The following is a 17,976-nucleotide window of genomic DNA, read 5'->3' as shown; positions in this document are numbered from 1 at the left end:
AGTACAGTCAGCCTTTTGCGCGCAAAGGCTGGCGATGCTCCAGAAGGAACAGTGGATGCAAATCCATGTGCTCAAAGCCCAAGGCGTATCGGAGCGCGAGATCGCGCGGCGCCTGGGCATTTCTCGCAACACGGTGGCGCGGTACCTGTCGGCTGAGGAAGTGCCGCGCTACAAGCCGCGTGAACCGCGGCCAACCAAGCTCGGAGCGTTCGAGGCGTACATCATCGAGCGCATGAGGGCCGCAGCACCGGAGATCATCGCAGCGCCGGCGCTGCTGCGCGAGTTGCGGGCGCGCGGCTACGAGGGCCAACTGCGAAGCCTGCAGGCTTTCATGAACACGCATAAGCCCATGCCGAAGCCCGATCCAGTCGTAAGGTTCGAGACCGAGCCCGGTCGGCAGATGCAGTGCGATTTCGTTGTCTTCCGACGAGGCACCGACCCGCTTTACGCCTTCACCGCCACGCTCGGCTTCAGTCGTTGGCGCTGGGCACACTTCACCACCGATGAACGCGCCGAGACGCTGGTTGCCTGTCATCATGCGCTGTTCGAAGCCTTGGGTGGCATTCCTCGCGAGATCCTTTACGACAACGCCAAGACCATCGTTGTCGAACGCGATGCTTATGGCGACGGCCAACATCGCTGGCACGCCGGCCTGCTCGATCTGGCCAAGCGGTACGGCTTCCTGCCCAGATTGTGCCAACCGTACCGCGCGCAGACCAAGGGCAAGGTCGAGCGATTCCACCGCTATCTGCGCGGCAATTTCTATGTGCCGCTGGCAAGCCAGCTTAAACAATCCGGCTTGATGCTCGATGCCGCGACTGCGAACGTCGAGGTGAGTAAATGGCTGCGCGACGTGGCCAACCAGCGCGTGCATCCGGTTACCGGGCAGGCACCCGCGATTCTGTTGGAGCAACGAGAACGGGCTTGCTTGCTCGATATGCCTGGCTACACATTGCCCCGATTGCCGGCTCGCGCCGTCGCTCGGCCGCGCGTTGATCCCGCGATGTCGATCCAGCACCCGTTGTCCGTCTACCAGCAATTACTGACCGAGGTGCGCGCATGAACTTGCAGCAGGAACGCATCGACGGGCACTGCCAAAGCCTGAAGCTCGAGGGACTCATGCACCGATACGTCGCTCTGGCCAGCGACGCGGCGGCCAAGCAATGGAGTTTCCTCGACTTCCTCGAGAACGCGCTCGCGCACGAACGAGAGACGAGGCAAGTTCGTTCGCGGCAAACACTGGTGCGCATGGCCGGGTTTCCCGCCATCAAGACACTGGATGACTACGACTACAGCTTCGCCGTCGGGGTCCCGCGCGAGGCAATCGACGAGCTTGCCACGCTACGCTTCATCGAGCGAGGCGAGAACGCCGTGTTGCTTGGTCCGTCGGGCGTGGGCAAGACGCACCTCGCGATCGCCATCGGATATGCAGCGACGCAGGCCGGCATCAAGACGAAGTTCATCACGGCGGCGGATCTGATGTTACAGCTCGAGGCTGCACGCCGACAGGAGCGATACGACGCCGTTCTTCGGCACAACATTCTCGGCCCGAGGCTGCTCATCGTCGATGAGATCGGCTATCTACCGCTCTCGGGCGATCAGGCCAGTCACTTCTTCCAGATCGTCGCCAAGCGCTACGAGCGTGGCTCGATGATCCTGACCAGCAACCTGCCGTTTGCGCAGTGGGACGAAACCTTCGGCGGCAACACCACCCTCACTGCAGCGATGCTCGACCGCATCCTCCACCATGCCCACATCATCCAGATCAAAGGAGACAGCTACAGACTGAAACAGCAACGCAAAGCCGGGCACGTCCCGACATCGAAGAAGTAACGACTGGCTCAGTTTTACTTTGCGCGATCAGGCGCGAAGTGGCTCAGATTTCAAATGCGTTTGACATCACTAACGGCATATACGATGCTTCTACGGGGTGAAACTCGGCAGGCCCCTCTGCGGCAAAGTCAACGAACCATGGTGAACAGAAGGTCGCCGAGCGTTTCTCGCTACGAGCGATCGGCGTGACGATATTTGACGGGTCGGCCACGTTTTATGCTCCAGTCTGAGAATCCGGCGCGATATCTATCAGATCACTGTATCGCTGGCGATGTGCCGCTCGGTCACCCGGCGGGGTGATGTCTGGATTCCTGCTGTTTTCATGAATGAACCGCACCGAATTTTGTGGAGGCTCGGATTCTTGAGAGAATCGAGCCATGAACAAGAAGGCAACCAAGTTTTCCCCGGAAGTCCGGGAGCGCGCAGTGCGTCTGGTACGTGAGCAGCGTAGCGAACATCCGTCGATGTGGGCGGCGGTCGAATCGATTGCGCCGATGATCGGCTGTACGCCGCAGACGCTGCTGGATTGGGTCAAGCGCGAGGAGATCGATCGTGGGGAACGTGATGGCGTGAGCACGGCCGAGCGTGAACGCATCAAGGCCCTGGAGCGTGAGGTCAAGGAACTGCGCCGTACCAACGAGATTCTCAAGCTGGCGAGCGCGTTTTTCGCCCAGGCGGAGCTCGACCGCCGATTCAAGTCCTGAAGGCCTTCGTTGATCAGCATCGCGACACCTTCGGGGTCGAGCCGATCTGCAAGGTATTGCGGATCGCCCCGTCGGGCTACCGACGCCATGCTGCGCAGCTTCGTGATCCGTCCAAACGCTGCGCTCGTGCCAAACGCGATGAGGTCCTGCAACCCGAGATCAAGCGTGTCTGGCGGGCCAACATGCAGGTCTACGGTGTGCCGAAGGTCTGGAAGCAGATGAACCGGGAGGGCATTGTGGTCGCACGCTGCACGGTCGGGCGGCTGATGAAGCTGCAGGGCTTGCGAGGCACAGTTCGCGGCAAGCGAGTTCGCACGACGAATCCCGATACGAGCGCCCCGCGCCCGCTGGACCGGGTCAACCGGCAGTTCAAGGCTGAGCGCCCAAATCAGCTCTGGGTGTCTGACTTCACCTATGTCTCGACATGGCAGGGTTGGCTGTACGTGGCGTTCGTGATCGACGTGTTTGCCCGTCGCATCGTCGGTTGGCGCGTCAGTTCGTCGATGAGCACGGACTTCGTTCTGGATGCGCTCGAACAGGCGCTGTACGCGCGCCAACCGGGCGACGATGGGACCTTGATACACCACTCCGATAGGGGGGCTCAATACGTCAGCATTCGGTATAGCGAACGTTTGGCCGAGGCGGGTATCGAGCCGTCCGTCGGCAGCCGTGGCGACAGCTACGATAACGCGCTGGCTGAAACGATCAACGGTCTCTACAAGACGGAACTGATTCATCGGCGCGCCCCTTGGAAAACGAGGGAATCCGTCGAACTGGCAACGCTGGAATGGGTCGCCTGGTACAACCATCATCGGCTGATGGAACCGCTCGGCTATATCCCGCCCGCCGAGGCTGAGGCAAACTACTACAGGCAACTCAGAAATGCTGCTGAAGTGCCTGCATTAACTTAAACCAACCGGCCTCCACGATTCCCGGTGCGGTTCAGAAAGTGGTAGCCGCTGTTCGCGAGCGCCGCATTGGCACTTTCGCCGCGGTAATCCTCGCTGACAGGAAACGTATGCGTAACGCCATTCGCGAGTTCGAGTTTGTATTGCTGAGTTGTGACGTGATGGTCGATCTGGAGTAGTCCCGTCTCGTCGAATACACCTTGTTTCACCAGTATCCCGTCAGCAAACAGCTTGTAGGGCATGCCTGCTGGTACAACGGCCTTCGAGGCGGGCGAGGCAATGGCATTCAGAATGAGCGGCGTTGTTGGCAACGTAGCTAGCGCAGGATGAGTCAAGTTCAGTGGCGTATTCATCGACGCTGCCCCTTGCTTCTGGATCGTGATGACCTTAAAAAGGAGGTCACCGGGGCCACCGAGTGTGATGTTGCCATCCTTCAACTGGATGAAGGCGCCGCCGCATTCCAGAATGATCTCCTTCGCCGCAATGAGATCAACCTGCCCGGTCACGCTAACGATGCTGACATCCTTGTCTGCGGCGAGCGACATCGCGCCGCTCTGGGCCTGCAACTCGACCGGCCCTTTCCCCGCAAAGATCTTGATCCCGAGCTTCTGCGCGAACAGCGAGATTCGCTCGCCGGCAGTCGCCGTGAAACGCTTCATGACGCTGAAGTCAGCGCTCTTCCCCGCCACGGCCGAGATGTTGTCTTCGGCTGCGATCTGCACGCCTTGGCCCGCGATGATCCCCGCCGACGCGGGCGTACTCATCAGCAATCCCGGTTTCTTCAGCCCGTCGAGCTCGTCCTTCATCTGCTGTTGCGCATCGGTGTCGGCCGGCATCGCCTTAGCCGTACGCGCCGCATCACCCAGCGACTTCGCCAACGCCAGCGCTTGCTCCAGTTGCGCGATCGTCTCCTGCATGTCGAGTTGCTTCCCGCTCGCACCCGGGCGGTCGCAGGCCGTCAGGTGCAGCCCCTTGCCCGCGCGCTCGACACCGTGACCCGACGTGCGCAGTTCGAAACCCTCACCGCGCCGCTCCAGTTTCTCGTCGACCAGATAGCCCAGGTCCAGGTGGCTCGTGCCGGAGTGTTCCGTGCTGAGCTTGATGCCCTCCTGCCCCGCCCAGTCCTCCATCCGCAGTTTGTTGTTCGACTGCGTGCGGATCACGTTGCGCGACAGCCAGCGGCGATCGCTCGTCACCAGATCGCGCGCCTGACTGTGATGATGGAAGCCGATGATCTCCGGCTTATCCGGGTCCGCGTCCCGGAACGCGATCACCGCTTCGTCGTTGTCCAGCGCCGGGAAGTGGAAGCCCGTCTGCCACTTGCCCGCGAAGGGCTTTGCCAGCCGCAGCGGCACGCTTTCCCCGCCTGCCGGCCAGTCCGCGAAGTCCACGTCGAATCGGACCGTGTAGTAGCCCGCCGCGGTCAGGTACGCGACTTGTATTTGTCCGGTGACGTAACCCGGCCCGAGAGCGTACCGGCGATCTTCGGCCACTCGGCCTCGTCGAGCTTCAGCCGGAAGCGCCGGTTCGCCGGGATCGCCATATAGCGATTCGTGTAGGACTGGTCGCGCGCGCCGGTGTGCGTCACCTCGATCACGACCTGACCGTCCGGCGCATCGGGCAACTCGGTGTCGAGGTTCAGCACGCGTCCGGCATGCAGCGCCAGCACGTTGCTCTCGCCCTCGTAGACGACCTGCCATGCGATCGCCGCTTCATGGCGCAGTTGCGCCTCCCACTTCGCGCCCGCCTGATCGAGGTGGTGCGTGCCGTAGATGTACGGCTGCCCATAGGTGGTCCGGTCCTGCGGCGCGACGTTCGCCTCGTCCTTGAACCGCTCCCATGCCTGCTCGGGGTTGTAGTCCGCCACACGGAACGACTGTGGCACCGTCACCGCGTGGGTCCTAAGCGACCTCACTGCCTCGGCGCCGGTCGCCTCGAGCCCCGCTGTCTCGCGGTACGCGGCTGTCAGGTGCGGGTCCCACTGGTAATGGTCGACGTCGTCGGCAAACACCACCTGGTCGCCATGCTCGGTCTCGACGATGTAGCTGTAGATGCCTGCCTTCTGCATCAGCATCTGCACGTACGACAGGTCGTCGAGCTTGTACTGGAAGCGGAACAGGTGCTGCGGATACTGGCGGCGCAGCCGGAATGCGAACTGGTGGCCTTCCAACCCGTGGCTGCGCAGCACCGCCTCGATGATCTGCGGGGTGGTCTGATGCTGGTAAATGCGGCTCGTCGTGACGGCTTCGAGGCGCGCAAAGTGCGACCGCAGGACGATTTCGTACTTCGTGAAGTCGTGCGTGGTCTGCAGCCCGGAGAAGCGTGCAATGAACCCGGAGAACCGCCGCGGCGCCCCGTCATCCGGCACGATTGTGCAGGCCGCATCCCGGTTCAGGTAGTCGGCGCGCACCAGTGGCAACGGATGGGTCAGCACCACGTGCACCTCGGTGGGCGCGCCCATCCGTTCGGTGGCGTGTACCGACACCACCGACAGCGCAGCCGCGCTATCGGTGCCAGGCACATCGAGAAAATATGCCTGGCACCCCGAAATCGCCGTCAGGTTTGAAACGAACCGCTTCGCGTCGTCAAACGAACTTGCCATTGGTGTTCACCCGTCGTAGTGACAGTACGACTCCGCAATCGGTGCCCGCGAAGGTTCTTCTTCATGAGCGAATTCCCGCGCAACGTGGCTATGTGCCTGCCATCGAACAGCACATCTGCTTCCGACGAAAATCCAGCCCATTTACGAACGCCGCGTGTTGTTGGCTTCGAAGGTCGGCTGCAGAACCTTGTAGGTTTGCGTCGCGGAACAGCTTGGCAAATTGGAGTCGTACCGTGCGAATCGTATGACGCTATCAAACGCTCGTCATACAGTCCAATCCCGCAACGCAAATTTGACAATTCTTTGATCATGTCTTGCGTATTCCCAACTACGGTCGTTGATACCAATATCAACAACTTCGATTTCCTAATCACAAAACGTAATCGCAATGCTGCACTCCGATTGCCTGCCCGTCTAACCGTTTTCTACTGCGCCGCCCCTGGTACATCGGGCAACGCTGGGTTGCTCGTCGTAGATCGTGAGCAGCACCTTGCTGCTTGACCATTTTTCTTCGATGGCCACCTCATCCCGCCCAATCCTGACGAAAGCGAGTCCCGATGTTCATCCTTCATCCTGTGTGCCGGATTGAGTGGTTGCTTTAGGTATGGGCTTGGGCGCGGCCGGTGCGCTCTGCTGGGGCGCGGTGTGAGTTATCGGCCGATCCTTTGTACCGACCAGATTGAGCGTGTTGTCGCGCACCTCGATCTTCACCGGATCGGTCTTTTTCCACTGCTTCTTCGACACCGCCAGTTTCCACACCGCGCCGTCCCCCGGCTCACGGAAGAACGCCACGACGCCGACCACCTGCGCGTCCGGGTTCATCGGCTCGACCACGCTGGCGCTCGCGCCCGGGCGCAACACGACATCCTTGGTCGCCAGCAGATCCGCCTTCAGCACATCGAGATCGTTGGTCTGCAACTGGGTATAGTCGAGTTGCTCGAAGGTCTTCGCGTCCTTCAACTGATAGAGCCTCACCACCGTCGACAACGGCTGCCCGGCCGCGTTGGCGTTGAGCGATGAGCGGGCGACGAGGTCCAGGTTCATCGTCTTCACCTGCGTCGTGAAGGCCCATTTCGCAGCGTCCACCGTGCTGTCCTTCACGGCCTGGCCGACGCCGCAACCGGCCGTCGCAACGACCACCACGGTGGCCACTGCACCGACGAAGCTTCGTCCAATCGGGATCCTTAAAATGTTCATCTGATTGTTGTCCATGTTTCGAGTTCTGCGTCGCGTTGTGCCAGCGAATCGTATTGCGGGCTTATACGGTTTCCGTCGCCCCGCTCCAGCGCCCCAACTGCACCCGTGTCACGCGAGTGGGTCCGCGCCCTACCGCAGGCGGCGACCCGAGCTGCGTGGTCAGGCCGAGGTTCGCCTGACCGGCGGCCAACAACGGTTCCGGCATCAGGTCAGGATGCACCTGCATCTCGAGCAGCGCTTCGCTTTCGTAGCCGAGGTAGAAGCGCAGCAACGCGGTGATCTGTCGGTATGCCGGTTGCCCGGGTACCAGCGCGGTGACCGATTCGCGCGTGTGCGGCGTGATCACGATGCGTACCGTGTTCGCCCGATCGTAGAATCCGCGTCCGAGCAGACATTGTTCGCCGAGCGCTGCAGGCTCGAAATCGTTGACGGTACGCCACACCGGATAGAACTCCTCCACGTCGATCGCGGCATCCGGTATCGCATGTGTCAGCACGCCGGCGAGCCCTTCCGCGGTACGCGTCTTCTGAGCGGCTAGTCCGAGCATCGACAGCAGCGTTCGTGCACCAACGCCCTGCGGCAGCCCCCAGTCAGGCGCATGTGTGTCCGGCGACCGGAACCCAAGACCGACAAAGCTGAGCACACCGCGGGAGACCGTGTCGAAGCCATCCGGCCGGAAACCGGCCGGATAGCGATACTTGCGCCAAATCCGGTAGAACTGCGTCGCAATACGATGGTGGAACAGGTCCAGGAACGCCGACAGCGGCTCGGCGCCGTCGCGGTTCTGCGCCACTTCGTCGACGAAGTACGTCGGCATCCGCGCGTCGACGCCGTACAGACCGAGGAACGTCGTACGCACCGCAACCGGCTTCGCCGGATCGTCCGCGTCGTATTCGACTGCATCGATCTCGCGCGCCGGAAACCCAAGTTGGCCACGTGAGCGGAACCGGACCGGATCCGTCGCGGGCGAATCGGTGGCGCCGAGCGGCGCTGCATCGGGTGACGCCAGTTCGATCAACGCGCAGAAGCGATAGAAATTCATCCGATGCGCCTGATCCAACAGCGCCGGCAACAACATCCGGTCCGCGTGGGCTGGCGGCAGGGTCGTCAAGCTGCGTTCCGACCGGGTCGGAAGTGCGTTCAAAACGGCGCTCCTTCGCCCTTCGTATCGGGCCATTCGAGCCGCTGACCGGTCGGCTGCGACACGATGACGAGCTTCGTGTACAGGTTGACCGTCGCATAGAGGCCGAGGAACCGGTTCAGCATGGCGCCGAACAGCTCGAGATCGCCGTTGCCCGCGAAACGCGTGCTGTCGATCGTCACCGCAATCTCGACGCCGCGCATCAAGCCGCCCTTCACGAGCTTCTGCAATGGCCGGTGACGCACGTCGGTGATCGCCTCGATGCGCCGCCGGTTCAACTCCCCGTCCGTCCAGTCGTACAACGCGAGCGAGCCGCGCAGGATTTCCGCATCGAGCAGCGACAGATAGTTCGGCGCCAGATGGGACAGCACACGCCATTGGAAGCGATCGCCGGTCGGCGGGTAGACCGGCAGCGTCGGTGCGGTCAGATTGCGCACTGCCGCGATGTTGGTGAAGCCCGCGCGCATCCGCGTGATGCTGGCATCGCGCAGCGCCTTGCGCGGCAGCATGCCGTTGGTGCCCGTCACCGACAGCGACAGCGTTTCCGGGGGCAGCGCATGCTCGCTTTCCCAAGCGTGGCCGCCCAGCACGACCCACGTATCGAACCGTCCGGAAGGCGCGCGTCGCACGTGCGAATGGAAATATCGCTCGGGCATCGTATGGCGCAGCATGCCGCCACGATGGCGGAATGCCGCGAACGGCGCATATTCGAAGCGTCGGCCGCGATCGATGCCGTGCACCGCGTCGATCGAGTAGATATCGACCAACGGGCCGTGCTGCTCGCGCGCCCGTACCCGGTATTCGGTCTCGAACTGCGTGACCTTGACCGGATCGGCCTGAACGGGAAACAGGTTGATGATCGGCGTGCAGTAGAGCCGCACGTTCTGCGCGTTGAAACGCATGTCGTCCTGCCACGGCTTTGCCAGCACGATCTCGACGTCGACATGCGGCGCGGACGGTGGAAGCGCCTGGATGTCGAGCCCGAGCAGGTCGACGAACATGAACTTCTCGGGGAACGTGAAGTACTCCAGCAGCAATTGGTAGCCGCCGAACGCGTTGTCGGCCTTCGGCCACAGACGTTCGTTGCCCGCGTAGCCGGCCGCCTCGATCCGAAGCCCCGGTATATCTTGAGGCGCACCGGGGCGATCTTCCGGGAAACCGGGCACACGCACGTGCATTGCCAGCGGTTTCGCCGTCAACGCGGCATGCAGTGCGAGCGCAATCGGCCGGTCCGCGTCGAGATACAGCCGCAGTCGCGGTACATGCAGTCGTTCACGCTGAGCTTGTGGCTGAATCGCCAGGCGCAACCGGATGACCGAGCGACCGTCTTCGCGCGCCCACGCGCCTGCGTCGGTGAGCGTGATCGGGTAGAGATCGATCGGCTGCGTCGTGCGGTACACGCATTCGACGTGTGCGGGTGCGCCGTCTGTGTGGCCCGTCGCGATCGGTCCGGACGTCACCTCGAGGCCGGCGCCGAGCGTCTCGTGCTTTTGCAGCGCACCCATGTCCGGCGTGAGCTCGAGGATCGACAGCGACGGAATCATGCGCAGATAGTGCGGCCACAGCATGCTGACGAGCCCTTCGGTCAGCTCGGGCAGCTCGTCGTCGAGCTTGTGACGCAGGCGGCCCATCAGGAACGCGAAGCCTTCGAGCAGCCGTTCCACATGAGGGTCGCGCTCGCCTCCGCGATCCAGGCCCAGCTCGCGCGCGCGATCGGGAAATGCATCGGCAAACTCCCGGCCGGCGTCGCGCAAATAGCGCATCTCCGCCTCGTAATAGCGCAGGATCTCGTTATCCTTGATCGGATTCGTCATTCGGTGTCCTGTTGTGTCATTCGGGCAGAGACCCGCCGGGGATCGGCACGGATGCGTGGCGCGCCGCGGCGAGTGCGCCCGGCGGAAGCGGCGGCGGCTGCAACGCCGTACCGGCCGCTCGGGACGGCGTCGTTCGGGGCACAAAGACGCGTGAAGGCAATGCGAACCCGCGCAACGCCAGCAGTTCGAGCGGCCCCTTGCCCACATCGGTGCGCATCAGGTAGGTGAGCGGATACGCCAGCGATGCCGGCGCGGGAGCGAGCGGCGCCTGCGTGGTCAACGACTCGCCATCGTCCGTCTTCGCGACGCCTGCCTTCGACTGCGGCGCGGCCTGCCAAGTGATCAGATAGGTGGCCGTATCCACCGGGCTCACGTGTGCTCGCTCCAGCAGCCGGACCAGCGCCCACCGGCCGCCGAATTCCATGTTCAGGTTCGTGCCCGCTCGCTCGGTCTGCCATTCGAGACGCGTGCCCGCCTTCTGCGGCTCGTTCGACGGCCACGTGAACGTCTGCCACGTCTCCTGCTGGTTGTAGTAGTGCAGCTTTTGACCGTCTACCGTCAGGCGCGTGTCCGTCACGCCGAGGCTGGGTACCGGTTTGAGGTCGAATGCGTACTGCGGCTCGCCCTGCGCCAGCAGGTGATTGGCGATCCGCTGCAGCATGTTGATCGCATTGAGAAAGGCCGGATCGATCGTGCGCGCCGCGCTGCTCGCGCCCGAACCGCTCGATGCCGGCACCCATTGGTCGCCCTGCAACGTCAGCACGCCCGCCAGCTGCGTGGCGAGGAACGAGCCGACCAAGCCGCCCTGCGGTCGCAGGAAGCGCGACAGCTCCGGCAACGATGCGTCGTTGTTGGTGTTGGCGAACGGATAGCGGCCGGCAAACGAGCGGTTCCAGCTCGCGACGACGGTCTGGCGCCATGCGTCGTTCAAGCTCGCCTGTGCCGGCTCCAGAATGGCCTGAGTGGCTTGCGTGACCGGCTGCACGAACAGCGACTGCCCCATCCCCGCCCACTGCTCGCCGAGACTGGCGGCGACAAGCTGCGCATAGGCGAGCGTGTCGGCCAGTTCCGAACTCTTGCCTTGGAACAGCGACTGCGCGACTTGTCGCGACTCGCTATCGGCGTCCGGGCTGTCAGCGATTTGTTGCAGCTTCAGACGCAGCATCGTGATGCGTTCGATGAAACGCTGCAGGCTCAGGTCGCTCGTTGCGCCTGCCGTCGCAGCGTTCCCCGGTGCGATCAGATGCAACACGGGGCCGAACGACACGCCGAGCGGTCCGGCCGGGTCGGGCGCGGCCGGCTGCGGCGCATTGTCCTTGCTCGCGAACATGTTCTGCGCCTTGTTCACCAGGGTGTCGGACAGCGATGTCTTCACGACGCCCGCTCCGCCCTGGAACTCGAGCGACTTCATCAGCGAGATCACCGGCGACTGCCGCGAATCGGCGATGAGTTTCAACTGCGCGACGGCGGCCGGCAAGGTCCGCGCCGGTTCGCACGTGATGCTGTTCATGAAGGTTTGCCAACGGTCCGCATAGTCCGCGAAGTAGCGCGTGCGCAACGACGCGCGCAGCGCCTCGGGCGTCGCGGCCGACGCGTTGCGATTGGCGCCGGTCGCGCCGAGCACCCAGTCGGCCGTCACGCCATTGCGTTTCGCCATGTCGTCGATCGCGGCCTCGATGGTCCCGTCCCATGCCTGACGCGTGTACGCGCCGGGCACGCTGGCCGTGGTTTTCAGCAGTCCGCGCGTGTCGGTGCCATCGGTCAGAGACGCGAGCGTCTGGTCCGGGTACTTGCGACCGACCGATTCGAGGATGCCCTGATAGATCATGTCTTCCGAGTTTTTCACGCCGATCACGGCGAGCAAGGTCTGGCGGGCGCCCGCGACGAGCTCGTCACGCGCGGCGATGCGCCAGTCGGGATGCGCGCCGAGGTGCTGCGCGTAGAACGCCAGCAGCCGCTGCGACAGGTCGAGCTTTTCGCCCGGAGACAGTCCGATGCCGCCGTTCCAATGGCGCACCAGTTGCGGCGTCATGAACGCCGCATCGGCGCGCGACGGGTCCGCCATCATCAGGTACGTCTTGAGCGTGGCGTGACCGTCGCGAGCGAGGCGATTGACCTGGTCATCGACTTGGGCGGTCGGCATCTGCGTGAGATCGACCAGTTGCCCTTCGATGTCCTGTTGCACGGGCGCAAGCAGTTGCGGGCGCGCTTCGCGCACATAGGGCTTCCATAACGCGGTGAGCACGTCCTGATCGTGATTCAGGCCGAAGCGCGAGAACAGCGTCGGACGCTCGACGCGCGCTTCGTAGAACTCGATGCGCTGCTGGAGCGCGAGCAAGGCGCGCAGACGGGTCGCCGGACTGTTGGCGCCATTGAACGTGCGAAGCACGTCATTCGTCAGCGCCAGGCCGCGGGCATTCGTCAGGCCCGAGATGAGCATGCCGGCGCCCCACAGTCCGACGGCCGCCAGCGCGATTCCCGAGACCATCGTGAGAGGATGCGTCGCCGTGCGGCGGCCCGGCGTACGCTTGGCTGCATCGGTCAGATAGCGCCACAACGGAAAGTGAAGACTGTCGGTGCCCGTTGTCGTCGCTCCGGATGCCGGCCACGGTGCGAACATCACACCGGCAACCGGTTGGGCACGACGTTGCCAGTCGGACAAACTCGCGATCCAGCGAGCCAGCGGTGCGCTACGCGTATCGAGACGGGTCGAGAGATCTGACGCGTAGCGGTCGGCAGGGTTGTGCGCGAGCTGGCCGACACTGACGTCGGCCAATCGATTGCGTAATTCGAGTAGCGCGGTTTCGATTGCAGGCGCATCAGCAGCGTGCGGGATTTCACAACCGGTGACGGGCGTATCCACACGGTGAACGGTGTCGGTGCCGTCGAGATCGAGGACGAATACCGGCGCAGACCAACGCAGCAGGTGCGTGATACGCGCGAGGTGGATGCCCCATGGACTTGTCGTGCCGCGAACTGCGTCGGGCAGCAATGTCGATTCGTCGACCATCAGGATGATCGCGTCGAGCGGACGCGTGCGACGAAAGCGACGGATCTGCTTCAGCCACATCTCGTCGGGCCGACCGTCCGATCCGGTGCGCCCCCACAGCAGCACCGCGTCATCCGCGAGCAGCCAGCCGCGTTCTTTGAGGTCGGGCAACAGGCGGCCAATAGTTGTCTCGTCGCCCGTCAACAGCAGCCAGGGGCGCGTATAAGCCCATCGAAACCATCGGATTTGCTTCATCTGGAAGCGGAGGTCCTTCAACTGCAAGGCGGCCGATTCAACCTGCTTCTTCCCGGCGTCGGCAGCGGGGTTGATCGGAGGAGGAGGCTCGAGCCCATGATCTTTGGACGCCTGCTGCGCACCGAGCTGCACGAGCCCGCGTCGCTGCAAAGTGACACCGATCGCTGCCAACAGCATCACTCCAGCGCCGACGATAGCTAGCCGATTTTGGGAGGACCACGCCTTCAGATCCTTGAGATCGACGGTGTACAGAATCAACGCCGTCACGGCCGCGATCGCCGCGATGACGAGCAGGCACCGGCCCAATATGCGTCTTTTCAACGTCACCTCAGATTTCCTTTTGTCTTTTTTGCGGCTGGGCACCGCGAACGATGCAGAGATGCAGCACCTCGGCGCCCGGCTCACGCCAGGCGACGAGGTGTGGTTCCCCTTCCTGCGATGCTTCATACGCAGTGGCAAGCGCAATCCAGCTGGTGGCTGGCCCCGGCTCGCCCACGATGTGATCGAAGGATCTCTCGATCGGTCTCACCTTAGTGTCGGTAGTGAACGCCGCCGTAATCGCACCGGACTCCGCTTCGCATCGGGTGAACCAGGCGTGAGTGATGTGATCGGGTGAGAGCTGCATCTGCGCGAGTTGCTTCAGGTCTGCGTCGCGCGTGCCGGCCGTGCTGATCATCGGACGCAAGACACGGCCCGGCCCCTCGTCGGCCGATTCCATCAGGAGTGCTGCGGCGCCCTCGCTGAAGGTATGCCTGGTCGCACTGTCTGGCCAAATTTGTGCAGTAATGATCAGATGCGGCTCGGTACCGACAAGGTCGACCTGCTGCGCAAGAAACGATGCACAAGCCATTGCCGGTTCGGTGTCAATCTTGAATTTGCAAGCAGGCGCGACCCTGCAAAGCGCGTCCTCCGCATCCGCTTTCCAGCCGAGCAGAGATTCTTCCGGTGCGTCGGCGACAACCAGCTTGACGCGCAACTCCTTCCGCCCAGCAAGCGCCACCTGCAACTTTTCTGCGATTTGATTGAGCAACTTCTCGCGTCGTTGCTTAAGCGTTTTGTTCTTCGACCATGGAAACGCGCTCGCCCGCCCTCTATTCACTGGGAGTTCCGCATCGGGCTCCCTCATCCCAGCAGCTGGAACAGGTATCGGTAGGATGGCCACGGAAGCCGTTACACAAACGTGGCGTCGGCACCATGATTGCCAAAGAGACATGATCCGCTCTTGCTCACGCTCCAGTTCTTCCGCAACCGTCTGTTCGCGCTCCCAGCGGTCCAGCCGAATGCCGAGCGCTATCGCGCAAGACACAAGCGGAGCGCCGATGAGCAGTCCCCAGAATTGAAGCCCGTGCGTGGATTTTCCATGAGGCCACAGCAGCAATAAGGCGCCCGCAGCGCCGACCGCGAGTGCCAAGAGGCCGGGCACCCATACTCGAAGTTCAAGCGGCTTCGGGTAGAAAACCGAGGTCAGCGTTGGAATAGGCCAGGACATAGTGAAGTAACCAGACGACGATCGATACGTACCTTCAGCGCTGCAACTGCGGAGAGACAAGATCAACCAATCGCTGCGCCTGATTGACCAGTTTGGGATACTCGCTTTGGGAGGGCAGTTTTTTCGCAAAGCATTGCTCATAGGTGATCGATGTCTGTTGATTCGACACAGAACACGCCGGCATACCCTTTACCGTAGCTTTCTCGGTGAAAATGAAAATGCGATCGCCCTGCATGACCGTCACGGCGAGGTTGTCGGGGGGACTAGGTGCGGGGTCATCCTGTCCGACGGCAAACACAATCGCCCGCGCGATTGAATCGCCGCCTCGTGCAGCCACCGGTATTTCGCCATAGGAATAAACGGCTGCATCTCCGTTGAGCGTTGCGGTCGCATTGTAAAATTCTTCAGTCCCCAGCATTTTCCGAAGCGTCGAATAATGCTTGAAATCTTTCCGATGAACCGCCAACCATGACTCCATAATCGGCACAGTCGTAACGAAAAGTAGTGTTTTGGCATCGAATGATTTCACCTCGACTCCGTCCAATCCATCGTACTCGTCGTCCGACCTTGAACCAATAACGCTCTTGCCGCTTCTCGGAAAGCCTTTCGCATTGACCGCGCCCACCAGTCTTTGCAATTTGATCCGCACGTCTTGCATCGCTTTATCGGCGGCCCGACTCAACCGTTCGCTCCCTTGATCGGAGTATTTCGCATGAACGGCTTCGACCGCGTTGTTTCTCGAGGTAACGTAATCGCGGATCGATGTTTCCGAAAAGACCGAAATTGACGTCACCAGAAGAGCGGTTCCAACGATTTTTAAAAGTCTGCTTTTCATTTGATTTTGATGGCCCATAGAAATTTCGTTTTTCGTATTCCGATCAAATTCTAGGAGCCTCCGTATTCTCTCAGGTACTTGTCGAAGTCCGCCTTCATATCGGTCATCGTGTAGCCTTGGTCTTGCCCTCCACCAGGAAGCGATGGCCATTGACGCTTGCGAAGCAGACTCACTGCCTGATCGATATCACCCTGCCGGATATAACCCAAAGCACTGGGAGCGGGCAGACATTCCGGTTTCGGGCCAAAACGTCCCGGCTCGCCCTCCATCAACCACACCGCATAGCGGTCTTGGGTCTGGGGAGTGAAGTCTGAAGGTAACGCGCCGGTGCCCAGAGCGTGTCCTCTTTTCCATGATGACCTGGCAATCTGGTATGCACCTTGGTGGTCTTCCGCTTTTTGGGGATTGGATGGATAGGTTGAAAAATCCTTGATCCCGTTCTGAATCTTGTAGACGCCTTGCGATGCAAAATAGGTCTTTTCATCGCCGAATGAAAAAAACGCTTTGGCCTCCCGTGACCGGATGATCTTCAAAAAAGCTTTCATGCGCGCAAGGGCAAGTGGATCGAAGTATCCAGGCTTGCGATAGATCCCGCTCACCTCATAGAAATGCGTACCCCCGCCTCCACTGAAGCAAAGATAGTTTCGTTTGAAGTCGCTGACATAGTAGTGGTACGTGCGTATGTCAATGTGACCGGGCTGGCCACGACCGTCAGCCGTTTCCGCGTCACCCTTGACGTGGTAGACGATCACGTCGCCGGGTAAGGCCCATCTCGCATCCGGAAGCTGATCGGTGACATTCACGAATCCCTGCGACATCAAGAATTCTCCCGCCACCTTCGCATAGCTACCCCCCGCCGCGTCAAAATCTCCTTTCTTGTTTTTTATGAACTTGATCGCGTTGCCTCGCCACAGCGCGATCTTCACATACATGTAGCATTGCCCCTTCGATTTTTTGGAAGGCTTGCTTCCATACGTAATCGAACCATCCGCGATCTTCTTCAGATTGACGACCGTGGCCGACGACGGCATCGAGTGCTCCGTCTGGCCCTCCGCAATGGAGATCAGCGATTGCACCGCAGTGAGATTTCGTGGCGCACTACTCGTGTTGGCAGCACCGCCCTGTGCAGACGCCGGTGTTTGCGGCCGGACCACTGTCCCTGCCACCGGGTTCGAGTCGAGCCCGAAGATGTCTTCGATGAAGTGCCATGCCGCATGTACCTTGTGGCTTGCCCAGTCGGTAAATGTTTCGGTCGGTGCCGCTTGCGGATGTCCAAGTTTGTCCCGAGCGGCGGTCGTAGTGGTCGACGGCGCACGTTTCCCGGAACTCCCTTTAGCGATCGTGGTGCCTTTCTTCGGCAAGGGAGTCGTCGACGGCTTTGCTGAACCGACTGGCGGCGTCGAGGACGCCGCCGCACCCGGCCTCCCGTCCGTGGCCTTTATCGTTTCGGAATTTCCCGACGTCGCAGCGGCCGGGGTGTTGTCGTTTGTGGTACTTGGTGCACTCGAAGCCCCGCCCGCCGTCGACTCATCTTGAGACGAATAGGCTGGATGCGATTGCGAGCTACGTGTGTCATCGACGGGTGGCGATGGCTCACGCGCCGCGTCGTCGGACGAACCAGCGTGTGGCTGCGTCTCGCTTTCCAACACCATGCTTCCGCTCATCAGCGTCGCCGATGTGTCGGCTGTTGGCACGGTGTAACAGGCGACCTGTTTGTAAGCGCCACTGTCCGTCAATACCAAAACCGCGCAGTCCGCCCCCGCGGAGAACGAATTGACGGGAGCGGCCTTGCCATCGCCATCCGTCACCCCGTCAATGATTGCGCCGTCGGATTCGAAGCGGTATTTGAGCCCATTGATCGGCGTGCCGTCGAGGCCGACAAACACGTGATCGAGCACCGGCGCGCCCGACTCCAGGCCCGAGCGTGGCGCAGAGTCCTGCGTCGTCGTGGCCTCCGGCAACGGCCCGTCGTTAGACGAAGCAGTCGATGCTGTCTGGGTTGCAGGAAATTTGTCGGCCTGGGCAACCGCGGACGTGGTCGTGTCTCCCGATGCGGGAGCGCCCGTCGATGTAGTCGTGATTTCAGATGCTGCTTCGTTCGTCGTCGCCGATTCTTGAACAGGCACTTGTGCGTTGGAAGCGGCACCATCGACCGGGAGAACCGTTGTCGATCCCGTTGCTGCATCGTCAAAAGTCGTTGCCATGTGCG

12 protein-coding genes, 1 pseudogene and 1 other annotated feature are annotated in these 17,976 nt (G+C 61.8%); of the genes and pseudogenes, 4 read left to right on the top strand and 9 right to left on the bottom strand.

Going from position 1 to position 17,976, the window contains the following annotated elements:
* Positions 1 to 34 precede the first annotated feature (34 nt).
* On the top strand, positions 35 to 1,063 hold the full coding sequence (gene istA, locus MBR110_RS16585) for an IS21 family transposase (protein ID WP_041494180.1): 1,029 nt from the start codon (positions 35 to 37) through the stop codon (positions 1,061 to 1,063).
* Entirely contained in the window at positions 1,060 to 1,833 is a 774-nt protein-coding gene (gene istB, locus MBR110_RS16580; protein ID WP_011881749.1) for an IS21-like element ISBcen13 family helper ATPase IstB, read from the top strand. The genes istA and istB overlap by 4 nt, the downstream gene beginning before the upstream one ends.
* A 43-nt stretch (positions 1,834 to 1,876) precedes the next feature.
* On the opposite strand, the gene MBR110_RS16575 is transcribed toward istB, so the two are convergent.
* Positions 1,877 to 2,044: a hypothetical protein gene (locus MBR110_RS16575; protein ID WP_155630342.1), complete on the bottom strand. Its 168-nt coding sequence runs from the start codon at positions 2,042 to 2,044 to the stop codon at positions 1,877 to 1,879.
* Positions 2,045 to 2,210: 166 nt separating this feature from the next.
* Between MBR110_RS16575 and MBR110_RS16570 the strand changes: the two genes are divergently transcribed.
* A protein-coding gene (locus MBR110_RS16570) for an IS3-like element IS1416 family transposase (RefSeq protein ID WP_105819029.1) occupies positions 2,211 to 3,448 on the top strand; the annotation gives its coding sequence in 2 pieces (ribosomal slippage) (positions 2,211 to 2,502 and positions 2,502 to 3,448; 1,239 coding nt in all).
* Positions 2,492 to 2,608, top strand: a sequence feature (AL1L pseudoknot). It overlaps the preceding gene by 117 nt.
* Here MBR110_RS16570 and MBR110_RS16565 read toward each other — a convergent pair.
* Positions 3,445 to 6,047: pseudogene (locus MBR110_RS16565) on the bottom strand (type VI secretion system Vgr family protein). The gene MBR110_RS16570 and the pseudogene MBR110_RS16565 overlap by 4 nt on opposite strands.
* 63 nt (positions 6,048 to 6,110) lie before the next feature.
* On the opposite strand from MBR110_RS16565, the gene MBR110_RS16560 reads away from it, so the two are divergent.
* Positions 6,111 to 6,548, top strand: a complete 438-nt coding sequence (locus tag MBR110_RS16560; RefSeq protein WP_181709422.1) for a hypothetical protein — start codon at positions 6,111 to 6,113, stop codon at positions 6,546 to 6,548.
* A 60-nt stretch (positions 6,549 to 6,608) separates the two neighbouring features.
* Here MBR110_RS16560 and tssJ read toward each other — a convergent pair whose 3' ends face one another.
* The 7 genes from tssJ to MBR110_RS16525 form a co-directional block, all read right to left on the bottom strand.
* Positions 6,609 to 7,259, bottom strand: a complete 651-nt coding sequence (tssJ, locus tag MBR110_RS16555; protein WP_181709421.1) for a type VI secretion system lipoprotein TssJ — start codon at positions 7,257 to 7,259, stop codon at positions 6,609 to 6,611.
* A gap of 46 nt (positions 7,260 to 7,305) precedes the next feature.
* Positions 7,306 to 8,322 (bottom strand): type VI secretion system baseplate subunit TssG, encoded by a 1,017-nt coding sequence (gene tssG, locus MBR110_RS16550; RefSeq protein ID WP_011881747.1) that lies wholly within the window; start codon positions 8,320 to 8,322, stop codon positions 7,306 to 7,308.
* A gap of 62 nt (positions 8,323 to 8,384) precedes the next feature.
* Complete coding sequence (gene tssF / locus MBR110_RS16545; protein WP_034195156.1) at positions 8,385 to 10,199, bottom strand: type VI secretion system baseplate subunit TssF; 1,815 nt, start codon at positions 10,197 to 10,199, stop codon at positions 8,385 to 8,387.
* 16 nt (positions 10,200 to 10,215) lie between these two features.
* On the bottom strand, positions 10,216 to 13,770 hold the full coding sequence (locus MBR110_RS16540) for an ImcF-related family protein (RefSeq protein WP_181709420.1): 3,555 nt from the start codon (positions 13,768 to 13,770) through the stop codon (positions 10,216 to 10,218).
* Between the two features lies 1 nt (position 13,771).
* Positions 13,772 to 14,932, bottom strand: coding sequence for a hypothetical protein (locus tag MBR110_RS16535; protein WP_011881744.1), 1,161 nt, complete (start codon positions 14,930 to 14,932; stop codon positions 13,772 to 13,774).
* A gap of 34 nt (positions 14,933 to 14,966) precedes the next feature.
* The gene (locus MBR110_RS16530; protein WP_124260072.1) at positions 14,967 to 15,785 is read right to left on the bottom strand and encodes a hypothetical protein; all 819 of its coding nucleotides are present in this window, start codon (positions 15,783 to 15,785) and stop codon (positions 14,967 to 14,969) included.
* Between the two features lie 32 nt (positions 15,786 to 15,817).
* Positions 15,818 to 17,971, bottom strand: a complete 2,154-nt coding sequence (locus MBR110_RS16525; RefSeq protein ID WP_011881741.1) for a hypothetical protein — start codon at positions 17,969 to 17,971, stop codon at positions 15,818 to 15,820.
* Between the last annotated feature and the right edge of the window lie 5 nt (positions 17,972 to 17,976).

It is taken from the genome of Burkholderia sp. MBR-1 (assembly GCF_013822785.1).
In the GTDB taxonomy this organism is placed as follows: Bacteria; Pseudomonadota; Gammaproteobacteria; order Burkholderiales; family Burkholderiaceae; genus Burkholderia; species Burkholderia vietnamiensis.
The sequence above is the reverse complement of the archived record's forward strand: the minus strand, read 5'-3'. Positions and strand labels throughout refer to the sequence as shown.

Bases quoted from the DNA above. Each gene is read 5' to 3' on its own strand.
- istA (WP_041494180.1), top strand. From the start codon at position 35: ATGCTCCAGAAGGAACAGTGGATGCAAATCCATGTGCTCAAAGCCCAA.
- istB (WP_011881749.1), top strand. From the start codon at position 1,060: ATGAACTTGCAGCAGGAACGCATCGACGGGCACTGCCAAAGCCTGAAG.
- MBR110_RS16560 (WP_181709422.1), top strand. From the start codon at position 6,111: ATGAGCGAATTCCCGCGCAACGTGGCTATGTGCCTGCCATCGAACAGC.
- tssJ (WP_181709421.1), bottom strand. From the start codon at position 7,259: ATGGACAACAATCAGATGAACATTTTAAGGATCCCGATTGGACGAAGC.
- tssG (WP_011881747.1), bottom strand. From the start codon at position 8,322: ATGTTGTTGCCGGCGCTGTTGGATCAGGCGCATCGGATGAATTTCTAT.
- tssF (WP_034195156.1), bottom strand. From the start codon at position 10,199: ATGACGAATCCGATCAAGGATAACGAGATCCTGCGCTATTACGAGGCG.
- MBR110_RS16535 (WP_011881744.1), bottom strand. From the start codon at position 14,932: ATGTCCTGGCCTATTCCAACGCTGACCTCGGTTTTCTACCCGAAGCCG.
- MBR110_RS16530 (WP_124260072.1), bottom strand. From the start codon at position 15,785: ATGGGCCATCAAAATCAAATGAAAAGCAGACTTTTAAAAATCGTTGGA.
- MBR110_RS16525 (WP_011881741.1), bottom strand. From the start codon at position 17,971: ATGGCAACGACTTTTGACGATGCAGCAACGGGATCGACAACGGTTCTC.